A 19,161-nucleotide genomic window follows, 5' to 3' on the forward strand; every position below is an offset into this window, starting at 1 on the left:
TTGTACTACATCTATGTGCCTGAATGCTTTTGTTGCAAAGATACACTGATCTCGGCAACGCGTTGGCTGTTCAGTTTATAGTGTCGCATCACAAAGGCAACTGCGATTGATGCCAGAGCAGGGTAGAGGGTAAAGCACAATAAAATGCCCGCCCGGGTTTCTTCGGTTTGCACGACATCGGGGCGATAGCCGTAAGCGGCAAGCAACCAGCCGCCCAGGGCGCCACCAATGGCAAGCCCAAGCTTGATAAAGAAAATCACCGACGAGTAGACCAATCCTGTGGTGCGAACGCCGGTTTTAAACTGGCCGTAGTCCACGGTATCGGCCATTTTCGCCCACAGGAGTGGGGTGCCCATGTTAATGGTAAAGTTCCAGGCGATGTAAAACACCAGCGCCAGCACGTACTGGTCGGCCGGTACAAACCAGGCTGCCATACAGAGCGCGGCGGCAATCAGTTGCAGCCGGATATAGGCTTTCACCTTGCACATTTTATCGGCGAGTTTCTTGGCGAGTGCTACCCCAAAGATATTGCCAACCACACCGCTGGTGACAAACACACTTATCATGTCTTCACGCCCGAGGAAGTATTTGACGTAGTAGATGGCAAGGGTGGATTTAAGCACCAATCCGGTCAGCAAAAAGATGGCTGCCGCCGACAATACCCGCCATTGGTCATTGGCCCACAGGGCGGCAGCGGCCGCCTTGAAGTTGCCGCTGCTGTCATCTGTGCTGAAATCGCGCTCTTTGGTACCGATAAAGCACAGTAAAAACATCACAGCACCGACAATACTCATCGCCAGTATGGTGAGCTGATAACCTTTGGCTTTATCGCCCTGACCAAAAAAATCCACCAGGGGCAGGGTAAGGGCACTGACCATCACGCCGCCGAGCATGGCAAATACGAAGCGATAAGATTGAACCGACACCCTTTCGGCGGGGTTGGTGGTCAAGGCAGCGCCAAGGGCACAGTAAGGAATATTGATAGCCGTGTAGGCCAGCATCAAGAGTGCATAAGTCGCAAAGGCATACCACTCCTTGCCACTTTCACTCAAATCCGGGGTGGTAAAGGCGAGCACACTGATGGCGGCAAAAGGAAAGGCAAACCACAGCAAGTACGGGCGGTAGCGGCCCCAGCGGGTGTTGGTGCGGTCAGCCAGATAGCCCATCAGGGGATCCGTGACCGCATCCATGATGCGTACGGCCAAAAACATGGTGCCCACATAGGCCGCCGATATACCAAAGATATCGGTGTAGAAGAACGTCAGGAACAGCATGACGGTTTGAAAAACGATGTTGCTGGCAGTATCTCCCAGCCCATAAGCAATTTTTTCTCTGACGCTCAGCATGGCGACCTCCGTTATTATTATTGTTGGCTGGCCTCTTGGCGTATGGCAAGCATTCCCTGATAGGCTTTGGCGCTGGATTTGAGTATGCGCTGCTGGGTCCCATAGTCTACATAAACCAGGCCAAAGCGCTTGCGGTAGCCTTCCGCCCACTCAAAGTTATCCATCAGGCTCCAGGCGAAGTAGCCTTTGATATCCACCCCCCGTTCGATAGCCTGATGAACGGCAAGCAGATGAGACTGCAAATAGTCCAGTCGCATGGGGTCGTGCACTGTGCCGTTAAGGGGCGCATCGTCTTCGGCGGCGCCATTTTCGGTGATGTAAATGGGCGGCAGGTTAAATTCCTGCGCCAGACCTGTCAGCAAGTCGGTAAAGGCCTGGGGACAAATCTCCCAATCCATGGCAGTACGGGGCACATTATCGAGGCGCACTTCTTCAAAGCCGAGCGGGCCGCCTGCGCGGTAGACGTTACGGGTATAGTAGTTGATACCCAGGTAGTCGATTGGTGTACTGATGATATCCATGTCACCGGGCGCCACAACCGGGCGCTCATGGGGCTCCAGCTGGTTGATGATGTCCGGATAGCGGCCCTGAATCAGTGGCATCAAATACCAGGTGTTGTGATATTCATGGGCCAGCCTGGCGGCGTTGGCATCTTCGGTACTGGAGGTATATGGGTAGGCTGGGCTGAAATTAAGCACTATGCCCGCTTTGGCCTGTGGTGCTTCCCGGCGAAGCTCAGCCATTGCCATACCGTGGGCCAGCAGCAGATTGTGGGCGGCAGTGCGGCCCTGCTGACGGCTCTTGTGGCCGGGGGCGTGAATACCTGCCTCATAGCCCAGAAAAGCGCTGCAAAATGGCTCATTCAGGGTTGAATAGGCATACACCCTATTGCCAAGGGCTTTGGCCACAATGGCAGCATACTTGGCAAAGGCCACGGCGGTGTCCCGATTCAGCCAGCCACCTTTATCCTCAAGATGTTGAGGTAAGTCCCAGTGGTAGAGGGTAACGAACACTTTAATGCCCAGGCGGCCGAGCTCATCGAGGAGATTAATGTAAAAGTCCATGCCGTGCTGGTTCACACTGCCATCCGGATGTAACACCCTTCCCCAACTGATGGACAGGCGGTAGGCATCCACCCCAAGGGAGGCAATCAGGTTCACATCATCACGCCAGAGCTTGACATGATCGCAGGCAACCTGGCCATCCGAGCCATCGGCGATTTTGCCCGGGGTGTCGCAAAAGGTGTCCCAGATACAGCGCTGACGATGTTCGGCGTCGCCTTCAATTTGAAACGAGGCGGTGGCAACGCCAAATAAAAAATCTTTTTGCATCATTGCTGAATCACCCGGCAGGGTGAAATGCGAGAGTGTTGTCATCGTTATCCTTTTTCCAGATCTCAGCCTTGCGCCCTTGACCCTGGCTCCCTGTGACGGCGTTTCAGCGCAGGGTTTTACCGGTAAAACAAGTTGACAAGGGTTACCGCAATGTTAAAAATGAAAGCGCTTACATTAATCTAGTGGCAGAATAGCCAAAGGTCAATCGCCAAAGCGGTGGACACTGTAAATCCGAAAGAAGCAAACCCGAAAATACAAGGGGAGAACTCATGGCAACTGTACCTATTGCCAACACCAATCAGGCAAACGCGGCCGGCGCAGAGAACTATCGTTTTGCGCTCGGATCACTCACCACATTGTTTTTTATGTGGGGCTTTATCACCTGTCTTAACGACATCCTTATTCCGCATTTGAAAGCGGTATTCAGCCTGAACTATGCCCAGGCGATGTTGATCCAGTTTTGCTTCTTCGGCGCCTATTTTCTGGTGTCGGTGCCGGCCGGAGCCCTGGTAAAACGCCTCGGTTATCAAAAGGGCATAGTAGTTGGCTTGTTAACCGCGGCGCTGGGCTGCGGTCTGTTTTATCCGGCGGCGGTATCGGCCACTTACGGCGTATTCCTGGGGGCGCTGTTTGTGCTTGCCAGCGGTATTACCGTGCTGCAGGTGGCGGCCAATCCCTATGTTACGGCGCTGGGACCGGTGCAAACTGCTTCGAGTCGTTTGACCTTGACCCAGGCCTTTAACTCCCTTGGCACCACCATAGCCCCGGCCTTTGGCTCTGTGCTTATCCTGTCGGTTGCCGTTGGCGCCTCTGCCGAGGCAGAAGCCGATGCGGTCAAGCTGCCTTATCTTTTGCTGTGCGGCATGCTGATAGTGCTGGCAGTGGTGTTTGCACTGCTGAAACTGCCCCATATTCATGACCAGGAAGATGAAGTCACAAGCAGCGGTCACAGTGCCCTGAGCCATCGCCATCTGGTGCTCGGCGCCATCGGGATATTCGTTTACGTGGGCGGTGAAGTGGCCATTGGCAGCTTTTTGGTGAACTTTTTGGGTGAATCCCATGTGGCGGGCATGGCCGAGGCCGATGCGGCCCATTACATCGCCTTTTACTGGGGCGGCGCCATGTTAGGGCGCTTTATCGGTGCGGCCGTGATGCAAAAAGTGGATGCCGGCAAGGTGCTGGGCTTCAATGCCACTATGGCGGCGCTCTTGGTGCTGGTTGCCATGAACAGCAGCGGCGCCCTTGCCATGTGGGCGATTCTGGCAGTGGGGCTGTTTAACTCCATCATGTTCCCGACCATCTTCAGTCTGGCACTGAAAAATCTGGGTCCGGCGACCGCTCAGGGTTCCGGCATTCTGTGTCTGGCGATTGTAGGCGGCGCTTTGGTGCCTTTGCTGCAGGGGCTTCTGGCGGATTCTGTTGGCCTGTCAGCCTCCTTTATCCTGCCGGTGCTGTGCTACGGCTACATCCTTTTCTATGGTCTGAAGGGCTCTGTACCCAGGGAGGCGGGTCAATGAAGTTTGCATTATCCAAAACCACGGTAGCCCTTGCCTGTGTTCTTGGCGGCGTCATGTCAGGCAAGGTGAGCGCAGCAGAGCCGACGTCACTGACCGAGCGGGACGTTAATCGCTGGCCAAAGGCCGTGTATCAGGCCCCAAAACAGGCGGATGTAGAGGCAGAGGTCAATAAGTTGCTGGCTGCAATGACACTGGAGCAAAAAGTAGCGCAAATTATCCAGCCGGAAATTCGCGACTTTGGCGTCGAGGACATGCGCCGCTATGGCTTTGGCTCCTTTCTCAATGGTGGCGGCTCATTCCCCGGTAATAACAACAGGGCAAAGGCCGCCGACTGGGTGGCGCTGGCCGACCAGATGTACCATGCTGCCATGGATGACAGTATCGATGGCATCGCCATCCCGCCCATGTGGGGCACAGATGCTGTTCACGGTCATGGCAATGTGTTTGGCGCCACCTTATTCCCCCACAACATTGGCCTGGGTGCAACGCAAAACCCCCAGCTGATTAAGGCCATCGCCGCGGCCACGGCCAAAGAAGTGCGCGCAACCGGTATTGATTGGGTGTTCGCGCCCACCGTGGCCCTGGTGGATAACCTGCGTTGGGGTCGCACTTATGAAGGTTACGCCCGGGATCCAGAGCTGATTGAACGCTACGCGGAAGCCTTTGTGGATGGCATGCAGGGCGAGGGTAAAAGCTGGCTTGGCGAAGATTACACCCTGGCCACCGCCAAACACTTTATCGGCGATGGCGGCACTGAGAATGGTGACGATCGCGGTGATACCAGGGTAGATGAAAACACCCTGATTGCCCGTCATGGTCAGGGCTACGTGGGTGCGCTGGGTCATGGGGTGCAAACCGTGATGGCCTCCTTTAACAGCTGGAACGGCGAAAAGCTCCACGGCAGTAAATACCTGCTTACCGATGTGCTTAAAGAGCGCATGGGATTTGATGGGATAGTGGTTGGCGATTGGCTGGGTCATGGCTTTGTGCCGGGCTGCAGTTACGAGCGCTGTGCTGAAGCCGTGAATGCCGGTGTGGACATACTGATGGCGCCGGGGGACAGCTGGAAAGCGCTCTATGCCAATACCATCGAGGATGTGAAATCCGGGGTCTTGCCGCTTTCCCGTCTTGATGATGCGGTGAAGCGCGTGTTGCGGGTAAAACTGCGCGCTGGTCTGTTTGACAACAAAGCGCCGTCAGCTAACCCCTATGCCGGTAAACAGGAATGGATAGGGCATCCAGAGCACCGTGCCATTGCCCGTCAGGCCGTTGCCGAGTCCCTGGTGCTGCTGAAAAACAATCGCCCAGCCAATGGGGTGCGCCCTGTGCTGCCCATTGCTGCCAATGCCAGAGTATTGGTGGTGGGCGAGGGCGCTGACAGTATTCCCCAGCAGTCAGGTGGCTGGAGCATGACCTGGCAGGGAACTGAAGTGACCAACGCCGATTTCCCCGGCGCCACCAGCATTTTTGCCGGTATCAAGGCGGCGCTGAACGCCGCTGGCGGTGATGCCCTCCTGAGTTCAGATGGCAGTATCCCCGTGGGATTTAAGCCCGATGTGGTCATCGCCGTTTATGGTGAGCAACCCTACGCCGAAGGCAACGGCGATTTGGATAACCTCGAGTATCAGCGCGCTGACAAGCGTTCATTGGCCATGCTTAATGCTCTGAAGGAAACAGGATTACCTCTGGTGTCCGTGGTCTTGTCCGGCAGACCGCTGTGGATGAACCCTGAAATCAACGTATCCGATGCCTTTGTGGCCGCCTGGCTGCCCGGCAGCGAAGGTGCGGGTGTGGCAGATGTACTGATTGGCGATAAAAACGCAAAGCCGCGAACCGACTTCAAGGGGCGCATGCCCTTCCCATGGCCCGCCACCCCGGCCGCCGATGGCTTCGTGTCTGACGCCGGTAGTGCAGGGCAAATTCAGCCCAAGCCCCTGCTCAGCCTCTGGCAGGGTTTTGATTATCAGACTCATGGGACACTTGCCAGACTCAGCGAGGACAACGGCAGCTCTGAGGCGGATAACCGACTGGCGATTTTCGATAAAGCCATCAAGGCGCCCTGGCATTTGGCCGTGGGGGACGATAAGGGGCTACATCGCGTCGGCGCCGGTCTTTGGCAGCAGGGCCCCTGGGCCGTGCGCAGTGTGAATCGCATTGTGCAGGAAGATGCCCGCCGGTTTGAGTTCGGCGCCGCCGGTACCCTCAGTTTCCGTGATGATTTCACCCTGGATTTGCGCCGCTTTGCGCCCGACTCATCGATGCTTTCCTTCGATATTGCTTTGGCTGCCTTGCCCGGCAAATTGCAGCTGTCGATGGTTTGTGAAGGTGGCTGTCGTCAGGCCGTGGACTTGTCCGGGCAGTTAAAAACCGATGGCCAGTGGCAGCGAGTGGAAGTACCTCTGTCATGTTTCGGGGTAACGGCCGACGAGCTGGCACGCACTTTCAGCCCCATGACCCTCTCGCTTCCCCAGGGCGGTACCCTGACGTTGGCGAATATCAGCCTCGAAGGGATTGTCCAACAGGATGAGCCTGCCAAGGCGCTGGAATGTGGACTGCCGCTGGTCAGCGACAAATGACCGCACTGAGCATGAGCATGAGCACTGAGAATTGGCAGGGGCAGGGGCATGACAAGCTGCGCTGAGATGAAAAACACCATCGACATGGAGAAAGAGATGTATCGCTCTGGGATTGATTTGGGCGGCACCAAGATTGAATTGGTGACCTTGAATGGGAAGGGGGAGGAGGTATTTCGCAAGCGTGTACCTACGCCCAAGGACTACCGAGCGACCCTTGAAGCGGTTGCTGGCTTGGTGCATGACTCTGAAATGGAAACCGGACAGGTCTCCAGTGTGGGGATTGGCATTCCCGGTGTGGTGTCTGCAGTTACCGGCAGGGTAAAGAACTCCAATGCCGTATGGCTGAACGGACAGCCGATGGATAAGGACCTCGGTGCCATGCTGGGCCGGGAAGTGCGTATTGCCAACGACGCCAATTGCTTTGCGGTGTCGGAGTCAGTGGACGGTGGCGGCGCCGGTAAAACGTTGGTATTTGGTGCCATTCTTGGCACCGGCTGCGGCGCAGGTATTGCGATTAATCACAAGGTACATGGTGGTGGTAACGGCATTGGCGGTGAATGGGGTCATAATCCGCTGCCGTGGATGACGGCAGATGAGTTCAACTCCACCCGCTGTTTCTGCGGCAATGCCGATTGCATCGAGACCTTTGTTTCCGGCACAGGCTTTGTGCGTGATTTTCGCGCCCACGGGGGAGAGGCCGCAAGCGGCATTGAAATCGTGGCGCTGATGGGCAAGGGCGACCCCCTCGCCGAAGCGGCGTTCGGCCGCTTTATCGACCGTCTGGCACGGGCGCTGGCCCACGTTATCAACCTGCTTGACCCGGACGTGATTGTCCTTGGCGGCGGCGTGTCCAATATCGATGAGATTTACGAGTATCTGCCAGCCCTGCTGCCCAAGTACGTGCTGGGCGGCGAGTGTGCCACCAAAGTGGTCAAAAATCATCACGGTGCCTCCTCAGGGGTACGCGGTGCGGCCTGGTTGTGGGCACCCGGTGAACAGGCGGCCTTGCCGGGCTTGCTGGAACGCAAATAAGGGGGCTGGTCACGCCGAACAAGTGGACAGTGTTCGTGCTGCCAAATGAAAGAGGTTTGTTGCTTATCCCTCATGGATGAGGGCTTTTATGTGCTTATGCCGTTGGGCGCCCCGGTCGTAACGACCGACATGGGCGCCGTTTTTTATTTTGCACAGGGTGTTTTTGAAAATGCCTGGTTGGCGTTGTAAAACGGCTGGCATGCGGTCAGAATAGCGCGCTTGCTGCCAAGTCGATTTGGCCTTAAGTATTGGTTGTATGTTACTGAATCTGTTCGTTGGTTTTGGATATTGAGTGCCTTGGGGGAAAAATTGGCCAATCTGATGTTATTGTTGGCGGCGGCCATTTGGGGCTTTGGCTTTGTGGCGCAGCGACTGGGAATGGAAAGCCTTGAGCCTTTTGCATTCAATGGGTTGCGTTTTATTATCGGTGCGATAAGTCTGTTGCCGCTGATTTGGTTTTTAAAGGCACGAGGCCGGGTAAAGGGCTCGGGGGAGACTGGTTTTTGGCGCCGGGCACTGGTGGGCTCCCTTGGCTGTGGTGGCATTTTATTTATCGCGGCATCATTTCAGCAGGTGGGGCTGCTGCACACCACCGCAGCCAACGCCGGATTTATCACCGGCCTATATATAGTGCTGGTGCCTGTGCTGGGGATCATGCTTAAGCACAGCACGGGACTCAATACCTGGCTTGGCTGCGCCATTGCTGTGGTGGGGTTGTATTTTTTAAGCGTGGGTGATGACTTTACCATCTCCTTTGGTGATGCCCTGCAGCTTGTTGGCGCACTCTTTTGGGCAATGCATATATTGGCAGTGGATCACTACGCCACCCGCATAGCGCCTGTGGTGCTGGCCTGTGGCCAATTCCTGGTGTGTGCGCTGGCGAGCTTTGTGGTGTCCTTAATGATGGAAACCACCACGCTGGAAGGTGTGCAGGCGGCCTGGGGCTCTCTGGCATACGCAGGCCTTATCTCTGTAGGCGTGGCGTACACCCTGCAGGTGCTGGCGCAGAAACACGCCCATCCTGCCCACGCGGCAATTATTTTGAGCCTCGAAACCGTGTTTGCGGCCATCGGCGGGATGCTGTTTCTCGATGAAACCCTGGGAGCGCGAGCACTGTTTGGCTGCGGGCTGATGCTCTTTGGAATGCTGGTCAGCCAGATACCCTTAAGGTATCTGGTTAAATCAAGGCACCAAAAGGTGCCCTAGGCCTGCTCAGTTGCTGACAGGGTCCAGTACCACATCATCGCCGATGCGGTAGAGGGATTCGGTCAGCAGCTCCTGTTTGGCGATGTCATCCATCCCCAGCACAAAGGTCGCGCGAAACAGGGCGACACCCGTGTGGCTGGCACTCTCAAATTGACTGGAAAACTGCTCGATATTAATACCAAGGGCATTGATTTTATTTGAAATATCCAGCACCAGTCCGGGTCTGTCGTAGGCCACTAGGCTGTAGCTTCGTTTAAAGGCTGGTGGTTTGCCCGCCCGGGTACTGGCGTGGGTCAGGGTCAGGCCATCGATGCATTCGAGATTTTCTATCAGCGGGTCCCAATTATCGGACGGGATCTCCAGCATTATGATGGCGGCAAAAATACCGTCGATATGGCGCAGCTCTGAATCCAGCCAGTTGCCGCCATGGCGGCTCACGGCATGGGCAATCTGCTCAACCAATCCGGTTCTGTCCGGGGCCTGCAGTGTGATGAGGTATCTCAGCATTGCGCGCTTACTCCTTGTGTTTGCTACAAAATAAAGACAGAGTTGCAGATGATCTTTTGGCGGCTTGGGTCTATGGTCGTAACACAACTGTCATATTGACGTCATATAATGGCGGCCATTCCAGGTTGGGTCGCTCCGATGATTAATTGTTAGCACAGCAAATCGGCGCTGCCCAGCGAAAAGAGCTCAGGCCAATCAATCAGAGGTTATGAATGGAAATTCAGGTCACTAAGCCTGAAATGGCTGCCAGCAGTATACTGGCAGGCAGGGGCACGGGGCGACGCGCCCTCAAGGACAAGGCGACAGCCATCGGCGTCAGCGTAGGCGGCGTGATGGTGTTTGTCGCCCTTTTGCTGATCTTCTTTTATCTGCTTTATGTGGTGAAGCCCATTTTCGACAGCGCCGAAGTGACTGAGCGTGTCTCTGTCGCGTACGATGCGCAAAGTGCTCCCGCCCTGATGGTGGGCAGCGATGAGCAAAATGAAATTCTCTACCGCGTGGCAACCGATGGCAGTGTCGCTTTTTATCGTGTAAGCGGTGAGCTGGCCGATTCCTTTGCGCCTTCTCTCCCGGAAGGTGTCAGTGTCAGCGGTGCTTATGCCGGCATGCCCTATGAACAAAGCTTCGGTCTTGGCCTCTCCAACGGTGAGCTTCGCCTTTACCGTGTGGAGTTTGGCGTCACCTATCCGGACAACCGCCGCCTTATTACGCCTAAACTGCGTCAGTTAAGCCAGGATGGTGAAATCCTGGTGAGTGAGTCCGGTGATGCCATTGCCCAGTTTGCCTATGCCCGCAGCAGCGAGCAGGTGAGTGTGGCGTATAAGGATGCCCAGGGCCGCTGGCAGCTCACTCGCCTCGAAGGCGAAGTGAACATGATGACCGAAGAGGTGGAGTGGAGCCGCGTGAGTGCGCCCCTTGTGGATGCCCCTTCCAAGGTTGAGCAACAGTTGATGACCCCGGATCAGCGTCAGTTGATGCTGCGCGGCGGCAACAAAATTTTTGTGTACGACATCCGTGATGCCGAGTCGCCGTCACTGCTGCAGGTGATAGATGCAGGCCGTGCCAAACAGCAGCTTACCAGCGTGTCTTTACTTGCCGGTGCCAGCTCGCTGCTGCTGTCCTACGACAGTGGCGATGTGGTGCAGTATTTCCAGGTCAGCAGCGACAAGGGGCGCCTCTACCGTGAAATCCGCGACTTCAAGGGCCTTGGCAACGTGCAGGCCATTGGCAGCGAGTTTTATCGCAAGAGCTTTGCCACCATCACCGCCGAAGGCCGTTTGGCACTGCTTTATACCACCAGTGAGCGCGAGCTTTTGAGTGAGACCTTTGATATCGCCAAGCCACAGGCGCTGGGCTTCAGCCCCCGTGCTAATGGTTTGGTGGTGGATGCCGGCAACAAGCTGCATCTGTTTGATGTGAGCAATTCGCATCCTGAGGTGAGCTGGAGTGCCCTGTGGAACAAGGTGTGGTACGAAGGTTATCCAGAGCCCAAATTTGTGTGGCAGTCTACCTCGGGTTCTGATGATTTTGAGGCCAAGCTGAGCCTGATGCCACTGGCGTTTGGCACCATGAAGGCGGCACTCTACGCCATGCTGTTTGCCGTGCCCATTGCCATTGCCGGTGCCATCTACACCGCCTATTTCATGTCCCCCAAGGTGCGCGGTATCGTCAAGCCCACCATTGAAATCATGGAAGCTTTGCCTACGGTTATTCTGGGCTTCCTGGCTGGTCTGTGGCTGGCCCCCCTGGTGGAAGAGCATTTGCCCGGTATTCTGGCCCTGCTGATACTGTTACCTGTATCGATTCTGGCCAGTGCCTATGGCTGGAGCAAGTTGCCCGGCCGCTGGAAGCAGCGCCTGCCTGAAACCTATCAGGAACTGATGCTGGTACCCGTTATCTGTGCGGTGGGCTATCTGTCCTTCGCCATCAGCCCCAGCATCGAAGTGATGTTCTTCCACGGGGATACCCGTCAGTTCATCACCAACGAGCTTGGTATCACCTTCGACCAGCGCAACGCTCTGGTGGTGGGGATTGCCATGGGCTTTGCGGTTATTCCAACCATCTTCTCCATTGCTGAAGACGCCATCTTCTCTGTGCCTCGTCATCTGTCCAATGGCAGTCTGGCGCTGGGGGCTACTACCTGGCAAACCCTGACCCGGGTGGTTTTGCTTACCGCAAGCCCAGGTATTTTCTCTGCCATCATGATGGGCCTTGGCCGTGCCGTGGGTGAAACCATGATTGTGCTGATGGCAACCGGTAATACCGCCATCATGGAGTGGAGTGTATTTGAAGGTATGCGAACCCTCGCGGCCAACATCGCCGTGGAAATGCCGGAGTCGGCCATTGGCAGCAGCCACTATCGGGTGCTGTTCCTCGCGGCCTTTGTGCTCTTTATCTTCACCTTTATTTTCAACACGATTGCCGAGGTTGTTCGTCAACGCCTCCGCGAGCGTTACAGCTCGCTGTAATGGCGCTGTTGCAAGCAGGAATTGTTCTGATGAAATGCATTGAAATGAATTGGGGAAAGCACAATGGGTAAGTGGTTTAAATCGGGTTCCCCCTGGATTTGGATGACCGGCGGCGCGGTCAGCATCAGCCTTATTGCTGTGCTGGGCCTCTTGCTCCTAATTGCCTGGCGTGGTCTGTCGTACTTCTGGCCGGCCGATATCTACGAGTGGAAACTGCGTGATGCCAAAGGGGTGGAGTCCACCCTGATTGGTGAGATTTACGACAGTGAAGCCGTGCCCACCGAGCGTCTTATCACCGCCGGTGTAGAGTTTGCTGAGCATCCCGGCGAGTTCGTGACCCGTTATCTGGTGAAAACCGGTAACCGTGAATTTGTGGGGCTGGATTTCCGCTGGATTTTGGAGACCGACATCGTCTCGCGCAGCACCCCCGAGGGGATTGCCAAAATCGAGCGCACCAAAAACGGTAACTTCTACGGTTATCCGCTGGCGGTGATTGAAGATGGCAAGCGCCTGGACCTCACCGACGTGCAGCACTCACTGGAAGAGCACATTGCCCGGGCAGTGGATATTGCCGACAAGGCCATGACGCTGCAAAAGCGTGATATCGGCGCCATCAACTACGAGCTGGAACGCCTGCGTCTGAAGGAGCGCCGCGCCGAACTCGATGGTGAGCTCAACGACAGCAAAAAGCAGGAGTTTGAAGCGGCCCGTCAAAAGCTGGAAACCGACTATCTGGTACTGGAAAAAGAGCTCTTTGCCCTACGTGACGAAGCGGCCCGCGACAGCGTGATTGTCCGCGATATGCGTGGTGAGGAAGTGGTGCTCAAGCTCGATAGCGTGCTGGATGTAGCCTACGCAAACCGTCTGGGCTTTGTGGGTAAAATTGGCCACTGGTTTGCCGGTGTGGCGAACTTTGTCAGCGCCGACCCCCGCGAAGCCAACACCGAGGGCGGCGTATTCCCGGCCATTTTCGGTACCGTGTTTATGGTGCTTTTGATGGCTGTTATCGTGACGCCATTTGGGGTGATTGCCGCCATTTACCTGCACGAGTATGCCAAAAAGGGCCCGCTCACCAAGATTATCCGCATCGCCGTAATTAACCTCGCAGGTGTGCCGTCGATTGTGTATGGCGTGTTCGGTCTGGGCTTCTTCGTATACATGCTGGGTGGTTCCATCGACCAGCTGTTTTACCCCGAAGCACTGCCATCGCCCACCTTTGGCTCTCCCGGCGTGATTTGGTCGGCGCTGACGCTCGCCATTCTGACCCTGCCGGTGGTGATTGTGTCCACCGAGGAAGGCTTGTCTCGTATACCAAGTGCTGTGCGTCAGGGCAGTTTGGCTCTGGGCGCCACCAAGGCCGAGACCCTGTGGCGGATTGTTATCCCCATGGCGAGCCCGGCGATTATGACGGGGCTGATTTTGGCGGTAGCCCGCGCCGCCGGTGAAGTGGCGCCGCTGATGCTGGTGGGTGTGGTGAAGCTTGCGCCAACTCTGCCCATCGACATGAACTTCCCCTTTGTGCACCTTGACCGTAAGTTCATGCACCTCGGGTTCCATATTTACGACGTGGGCTTCCAGAGCCCCAACGTGGAGGCGGCCCGCCCGCTGGTATATGCCACCTCCTTCCTGCTGGTGTCCGTGATTGTGGCGCTCAATTTGACCGCCATCAGTGTACGTAACCACCTGCGTGAAAAATATCGCTCCCTTGAGCATTGATAATCCGACGATTATCCTGAGAATTGGTACAGAATATGATTTCGATAGACAGCACTGTAATGAAGACCGAAACCCTGGATTTGGCCAATCTGCCTGCGTCGGAGACGGCTCTGGAGATCCAAAACCTTAATTTGCACTATGGCACCAAGCAGGCACTGTTTGATGTGTCGATGAAGATCCCGAAAAAGCGCGTTACTGCCTTTATCGGCCCCAGTGGCTGCGGTAAATCGACACTGCTGCGCTGCATCAACCGTATGAATGACCTGGTGGATAACTGCAATATCACGGGTGAAATTCGCCTGCATGAGCAGAATATCTACGACAAGGCGGTGGATGTGGCGGCGCTGCGCCGTAACGTGGGCATGGTGTTCCAGCGCCCCAATCCGTTCCCCAAGTCCATCTACGAAAACGTGGTCTATGGCCTGCGCCTGCAGGGTATTAACAACCGTCGTGAGCTGGATGAAGCCTGTGAGCGCTCGCTGCGCGGCGCTGCTATTTGGGATGAAGTGAAAGACCGTCTGCATGACAATGCCTTTGGTCTTTCGGGTGGTCAGCAGCAGCGTCTGGTGATTGCCCGTGCCATTGCCATTGAGCCCGAAGTGTTGCTGCTCGATGAGCCAACCTCGGCCCTCGACCCCATTTCGACCCTGACCATTGAGGAGCTCATCACCGAGCTTAAGGCCAAGTACACTGTGGTTATCGTTACCCACAATATGCAGCAGGCGGCGCGGGTATCGGATCAAACGGCCTTTATGTACATGGGCGAGCTGGTGGAATATGCGGATACCAACACCATTTTCACCACGCCATCCCAGCGCAAGACAGAAGACTACATCACAGGCCGTTACGGTTAACAGCAAGAGGCGTTTGAATTCACATGGATAAACTGAGTACCAATAAGCACATTTCCGGTCAGTTCAATGCCGAGCTGGACGACATCCGTAACCGGGTTCTGGCCATGGGTGGTCTGGTAGAGCGTCAGCTGGAGCAGGCCCTGGATGCCCTTGGCGGTTTGGACGCTGAGCTCGCCAAGCGCGTGATTGATGGTGACCACAAGGTCAACGGCATGGAAGTGTCCATCGACGAAGAGTGCACCCGCATCATCGCCAAGCGTCAGCCGGCGGCAAGCGATCTGCGCCTTATCATTGCCATCTCCAAGACCATTGCCGACCTAGAACGTATCGGCGACGCGTCGGTGCGCATTGCCAAGGCGGCACTGGAGAAGCGTAACAACAACCAGCAACCTCTGCTGGTGAGCATCGAGTCTATGGGGCGCCATGCCACCCGCATGCTGCATTCCACGCTGGATGCGCTGGCGCGGATGGATGTGGAGTCGGCCCTGGAGCTGCACCGCGAGGATGCGCGTCTGGACAAGGAATACGAGGGTATCATTCGTCAGTTGATGACCTACATGATGGAAGACCCCCGTTCTATCCCGGGTGTACTGGACGTGCTTTGGGCTGCCCGTGCGGTGGAAAGAGTAGGGGATCGCTGCAAGAACATCTGCGAGTACATCATCTACTACGTTAAGGGCAAAGACGTGCGCCATACCTCCTATGAGGACATGGAAAAGGATATTAACCTCTGATGTCTCAGCTGTAGCCAACATTAAAAGCCGGGTTCTCCCGGCTTTTTTGTACCTGTGGTTTGCATCCGCATCCCTGACTGACGGCCGATTGGGGATACCCCTTATCGCCGCAACCCCCCTGGTATTACCACAGGCAATGAAAAGGCTTGAGGCGCAGATAGCCAGAGTAAACGGCTGTGATACCATAGCGGACAATTTCCGGGGCAACTTGCCCCTCTAAAGCCGCTGCGTTAATCGAGGAATCAATGAAAACCACCCTGACCCGTGGACTGATGAATGTATTGCCCATGGCACTGAGCCTTTGGCTTTTCTGGTCGCTGTTCGTGTCGCTGGACGAGTTGGGTGTCTTGCTGCTGGAGCTGGTGGGCTTACCCAAACTGTTTGTGGGTGAGGGCTTCTTGCTGGTGATAGCCCTGGTATTCTCTGCCGGCTTGCTGTTTTCCGTGAGCCCCATCCAATGGATATGGGGTAAGATTGAGCGCGCGCTGATGCGCTTCCCGTTGTTTAAGTCTGTGTACGGCAGTATCAGAGACATAGCCTCTTTGATGAATCGCGATGGCAAGCCCAAGGATCAGCAGGTGGTACTGGTCAAGCAGGCCAACGGCGGATATGTGGTGGGTTTTATCATGACGGATAAGGCGCCTGAGCCTGTATCGCAGGCGCTGGGGGAGGGCGACTGGGTGCCGGTGCTGTTTCAGCTTTCCTATCAAATGGCCGGTGTCACTACCCTGGTTAAGCGTGAAGACCTTATCAAGGTCGACTGGAGCTTTGAAGAAGCCATGCGTTTTAACCTGACTGCCGGTTTGTCAAAGTCCTGAGCGGCTAATCGCAACGTCATTTAACCCCTACGCCGGCCCTGCGGCGATGTCCGCAGGACCATTCCTCTGTCCTGGTAGTTTCTATTCTGAATACGCGACTAATTCTCTAGCCTTGTGGGCGCGACCTGAGAAAGCGCGGCAAACTGTCCTGAATCGTCAGCCAGGGCTGCCGGCTTTGGGTATGGATATGGTACTTGGGGGAGATCTGCGATGCATCGTCCAGTGAGCAGATGCTCAGGGTCAGATAGTCGGGGTATTGGGTGCTGCGGTAAGTCAGAGTGCAGCCACACTCAGGGCAAAAGCCACGACGGATGTTATCCGATGACGCATATTCTTTTACTTCACCAGCAAGCCAGGTGACCTGCTCTGCTTTAAAGTCCATCCAGGCGCCAAACGGAGCGCCTGAGGTCTTTTGGCAATCCAGACAATGGCAATAGTCCGCATCAAATGGGTCAGCACTGAGTTGATAGCGAATGTTGCCGCAGTGGCAACCACCTTTTGTTGTCATACTTGCTCTCCTTTCTGGGCCTTTATCAGCTGGCGTATTCTCGCCTTTACCGAAGGGGCTTCGTCCTGCAGCGACATCTGAAACAAGGTGTTGCGCTCATCCCGGTACTGAGGAAATTGCCGGGCCAGAGTATCCAAACCCGTGTATGCCCAGGCCCGGACAAATTTATTGCTGTCAGCCAATGCCTCCCGAACCATGTGTTCGGTCAGCGACCGTAATGACTCGGGGATACTAAACCCCGGCAGACATTGCAGTATATGAAGTCTTGCCTGCCATTGCGTTAACGCCGGGGTTAGTGCCAGCCAGGTTGCCGATTGCTGGTCATCGAGTCGGTTGCCCTGTTCAAGCCAGGCCTTTAATAACCAGGTCACTGAGGTGTGGTTTGCTGAATCGTTTGCACTGTTCAGCAATAGCGTTGGCCAGCAGGCACAGGTAGAAAAGGCCGTTGTCAGATTTATCAAGGCCTGCGTACTCGCGGCTTCCTGTGAATCGAGCACGGCCAGCAAGTGTCGCTGCGCTTCTTGGCAGTTATCCATTTCGCCCCGCCGGTTTTAAGGGCATGGGTTGATGCCGGTAATGCATATTAACTTACCAGGGAGTCCACATGATGCCTGAAGTTGTTGAGGATGGCCTGCCAGCCCTGACGCTGCTGCTCAGCGGTATGCTGATCTTCATTGTCGAAGGTTTCTTCCAGCAACACCCCTTCAGGTGTTTGGCGCAGGGTCACCTGGACTTCGCGGCCATCCTCCATCACATAACCCAAAGCGCTGCCGGGAATAAGATGGGTGAAGGTGCCGCCAAAATCAAAGCCCATGGAGCCGTCGCGCGCCTGCATCCGATAACTGAAGCTGCCTCCTTCACGTAAATCGATTTCTGCGGCGGGGCAGCACCAGCTGTCGTCGGCAAAATTCCATTGGCAAATATGGCTGGGGGTTGTCCAGGCTTGCCACACAACGGCAATAGGGGCGTCAATCAGGGTTTGCACAGTGGTTTTCATGGTACTCAGTTCCTTGTACTCGGGTGATTTAGCAGCAGGACATCAAGATTCTGCCGCAATGATCTTAAGAGGACTTCAGCCCTTCATAAAGCGTGGCAATCCATTTTTCTTCGTTGATAAACGACCAACTCCAGCTCTGATATTTTTCGCCCAGGCCTTCGGATGTCATCTGTTCGAGACTCTTGCCCTCGCGGTGGGCTTCCTTGGCCCAATTGATACTGTGATCGAGCATATGTTTGAACGTTAACAGATCGGCCTTGGTGGCAAGCCCGCCGTGCCCCGGGATGACTTTGGTGTCGTCTCCGATCATCTGCAGCACTGCCGCTACATTGTCGCGATAGCCTATCACGTCGCCACCACCCTTAAGGTCAATGTAGGGAAATCTGTCTTTAAAAAAGAGGTCGCCCATGTGAATCACGTTGGCAGCTTGCCAAAGCACGACACTGTCGCCGTCTGTGTGGCCTGGACCCAGATGGGTGACTTTCAGGTTGTCACCGTTGAATCGAATATTGATGCCCTTGTCGTAGGTAATCACCGGCAAACCTGCGCCGGGGAATTTGTCGTCCTTTTGCAGTCTCTGCAGGACGTTATCATGGGCCATCACAGTGCCATGTTCGGCGAAGTGTGCATTTCCTCCAGTGTGATCGCCATGATAATGGGTGTTGATGATGTATCTGGGCATCGCGGCTTTTTTGGCACCCGGAGTTTGCGCGAGGGCCTCAGTTATCTTGTCTGCCAGGGGCGCGAACTGGTCATCAATGATCAGCAGGCCGTCCTCGCCGCTACTGACGCCTATGTTGCCACCGGCGCCTTCAAACAACCAGGCACTGCCATTGAGGTGAGTACTTTTGATTTCCACGGCAGCAAATTTATCGTCGGCGGACATGGCTGCGCTACAGCACAGCAGCAGAATCAGTGGCAGTTTGTTCATCTGTATATCCCTGTTGTTATAAACCTGTTTAAAGCTACAAGAATTCACCTTAAACGCAAGTAGAGATCCCCGCGAACCTTGTCCTTAGGCGCGCCATCGATGCGTCAAAAAAATCGCTGCCCCTATTAATGGTGATTTATCCCGCCTGAATCCGAAATTCCGGATGAATTGACTGAGCGTTGTTGCTTTCATTGCGCGCAATGAAAAGCGTCATTTTATGGTGTCAAAATTCAGACATTTGACTTTTTATTGACACTGGATGATTAAAGCCATGTTTCTCGTAAAAAATGCAATTATCAAATTTTTAAGATTGCTAACTTGATGGAAATTAGTCAAAAATTCGTCTGGTATGACCAGATTAAAATTTAATCAATCTTATGTGTTGTTTTTAAAAGAAAATGGCTGAAACCCGCTAATTTACTGGGTTTTAGCCTATATACAAGCCGACGAATTTCTCTATAGAATGACCCCGCCGAACAGATCCATAGAGGTTTGGGTGAAAAAGTGAAGGAAAGCGTTTCAAATCGTAAAAAGGATGTCCTGAAACGCAAAAGCTTCCATCGTTATTCACATACAAATTCTAGTTTTATCAGTTATCTGGAACCTGAAAAACACCG

The 19,161-nt window shown here is 55.0% G+C and carries 16 protein-coding genes; 9 read left to right on the forward strand and 7 right to left on the reverse strand.

The features are described 5' to 3' along the window. Positions 1–11: 11 nt before the first annotated feature. Positions 12–1,346, reverse strand: a complete 1,335-nt coding sequence (locus K0H63_RS07515; protein WP_220067401.1) for a glycoside-pentoside-hexuronide (GPH):cation symporter — start codon at positions 1,344–1,346, stop codon at positions 12–14. 17 nt (positions 1,347–1,363) lie between these two features. Continuing rightward, positions 1,364–2,722, reverse strand: coding sequence for a GH1 family beta-glucosidase (locus K0H63_RS07520; RefSeq protein WP_220067402.1), 1,359 nt, complete (start codon positions 2,720–2,722; stop codon positions 1,364–1,366). 227 nt (positions 2,723–2,949) lie between these two features. On the opposite strand from K0H63_RS07520, the gene K0H63_RS07525 reads away from it, so the two are divergent. From K0H63_RS07525 to K0H63_RS07540, 4 genes are all read left to right on the forward strand, one after another. Continuing rightward, positions 2,950–4,197, forward strand: a complete 1,248-nt coding sequence (locus tag K0H63_RS07525; protein WP_220067403.1) for a sugar MFS transporter — start codon at positions 2,950–2,952, stop codon at positions 4,195–4,197. Beyond that, complete coding sequence (locus K0H63_RS07530) at positions 4,194–6,773, forward strand: glycoside hydrolase family 3 protein (RefSeq protein ID WP_220067404.1); 2,580 nt, start codon at positions 4,194–4,196, stop codon at positions 6,771–6,773. The genes K0H63_RS07525 and K0H63_RS07530 overlap by 4 nt, the downstream gene beginning before the upstream one ends. Before the next feature lie 96 nt (positions 6,774–6,869). After that, positions 6,870–7,805, forward strand: a complete 936-nt coding sequence (gene mak / locus K0H63_RS07535) for a fructokinase (RefSeq protein ID WP_220067845.1) — start codon at positions 6,870–6,872, stop codon at positions 7,803–7,805. A gap of 321 nt (positions 7,806–8,126) precedes the next feature. Further along, the gene (locus K0H63_RS07540) at positions 8,127–9,011 is read left to right on the forward strand and encodes a DMT family transporter (protein ID WP_220067846.1); all 885 of its coding nucleotides are present in this window, start codon (positions 8,127–8,129) and stop codon (positions 9,009–9,011) included. 6 nt (positions 9,012–9,017) lie between these two features. Here K0H63_RS07540 and K0H63_RS07545 read toward each other — a convergent pair whose 3' ends face one another. Then, positions 9,018–9,518 carry a glycine cleavage system transcriptional repressor gene (locus K0H63_RS07545; protein WP_220067405.1) on the reverse strand — a complete coding sequence of 167 codons (501 nt, stop codon included), beginning with the start codon at positions 9,516–9,518 and terminating at the stop codon, positions 9,018–9,020. Positions 9,519–9,730: 212 nt separating this feature from the next. On the opposite strand from K0H63_RS07545, the gene K0H63_RS07550 reads away from it, so the two are divergent. The 5 genes from K0H63_RS07550 to K0H63_RS07570 all read left to right on the forward strand — a co-directional run bounded on the left by K0H63_RS07550 (position 9,731) and on the right by K0H63_RS07570 (position 16,108). After that, positions 9,731–11,986 (forward strand): ABC transporter permease subunit, encoded by a 2,256-nt coding sequence (locus tag K0H63_RS07550; RefSeq protein ID WP_220067406.1) that lies wholly within the window; start codon positions 9,731–9,733, stop codon positions 11,984–11,986. 63 nt (positions 11,987–12,049) lie between these two features. Further along, positions 12,050–13,702, forward strand: a complete 1,653-nt coding sequence (pstA, locus tag K0H63_RS07555; protein ID WP_220067407.1) for a phosphate ABC transporter permease PstA — start codon at positions 12,050–12,052, stop codon at positions 13,700–13,702. A 35-nt stretch (positions 13,703–13,737) separates the two neighbouring features. Further along, a complete protein-coding gene (gene pstB, locus K0H63_RS07560) occupies positions 13,738–14,556 on the forward strand; it encodes a phosphate ABC transporter ATP-binding protein PstB (RefSeq protein WP_011759525.1) in 819 nt (272 codons plus the stop codon). Positions 14,557–14,579: 23 nt separating this feature from the next. Next, positions 14,580–15,290 (forward strand): phosphate signaling complex protein PhoU, encoded by a 711-nt coding sequence (phoU, locus tag K0H63_RS07565; RefSeq protein WP_011759526.1) that lies wholly within the window; start codon positions 14,580–14,582, stop codon positions 15,288–15,290. A gap of 245 nt (positions 15,291–15,535) precedes the next feature. Beyond that, entirely contained in the window at positions 15,536–16,108 is a 573-nt protein-coding gene (locus tag K0H63_RS07570) for a DUF502 domain-containing protein (protein WP_220067408.1), read from the forward strand. A gap of 106 nt (positions 16,109–16,214) precedes the next feature. On the opposite strand, the gene K0H63_RS07575 is transcribed toward K0H63_RS07570, so the two are convergent. From K0H63_RS07575 to K0H63_RS07590, 4 genes are all read right to left on the reverse strand, one after another. Further along, positions 16,215–16,616 carry a GFA family protein gene (locus tag K0H63_RS07575; RefSeq protein WP_220067409.1) on the reverse strand — a complete coding sequence of 134 codons (402 nt, stop codon included), beginning with the start codon at positions 16,614–16,616 and terminating at the stop codon, positions 16,215–16,217. Then, complete coding sequence (locus K0H63_RS07580; RefSeq protein ID WP_220067410.1) at positions 16,613–17,152, reverse strand: hypothetical protein; 540 nt, start codon at positions 17,150–17,152, stop codon at positions 16,613–16,615. The genes K0H63_RS07575 and K0H63_RS07580 overlap by 4 nt, the downstream gene beginning before the upstream one ends. A 47-nt stretch (positions 17,153–17,199) precedes the next feature. Beyond that, positions 17,200–17,613, reverse strand: coding sequence for an SRPBCC family protein (locus K0H63_RS07585; protein ID WP_220067411.1), 414 nt, complete (start codon positions 17,611–17,613; stop codon positions 17,200–17,202). A gap of 64 nt (positions 17,614–17,677) precedes the next feature. Next, entirely contained in the window at positions 17,678–18,544 is an 867-nt protein-coding gene (locus tag K0H63_RS07590) for an MBL fold metallo-hydrolase (RefSeq protein WP_220067412.1), read from the reverse strand. Between the last annotated feature and the right edge of the window lie 617 nt (positions 18,545–19,161).

The sequence above is a fragment of the Shewanella zhangzhouensis genome (genome assembly GCF_019457615.1).
GTDB classification, from domain to species: domain Bacteria; phylum Pseudomonadota; class Gammaproteobacteria; order Enterobacterales; family Shewanellaceae; genus Shewanella; species Shewanella zhangzhouensis.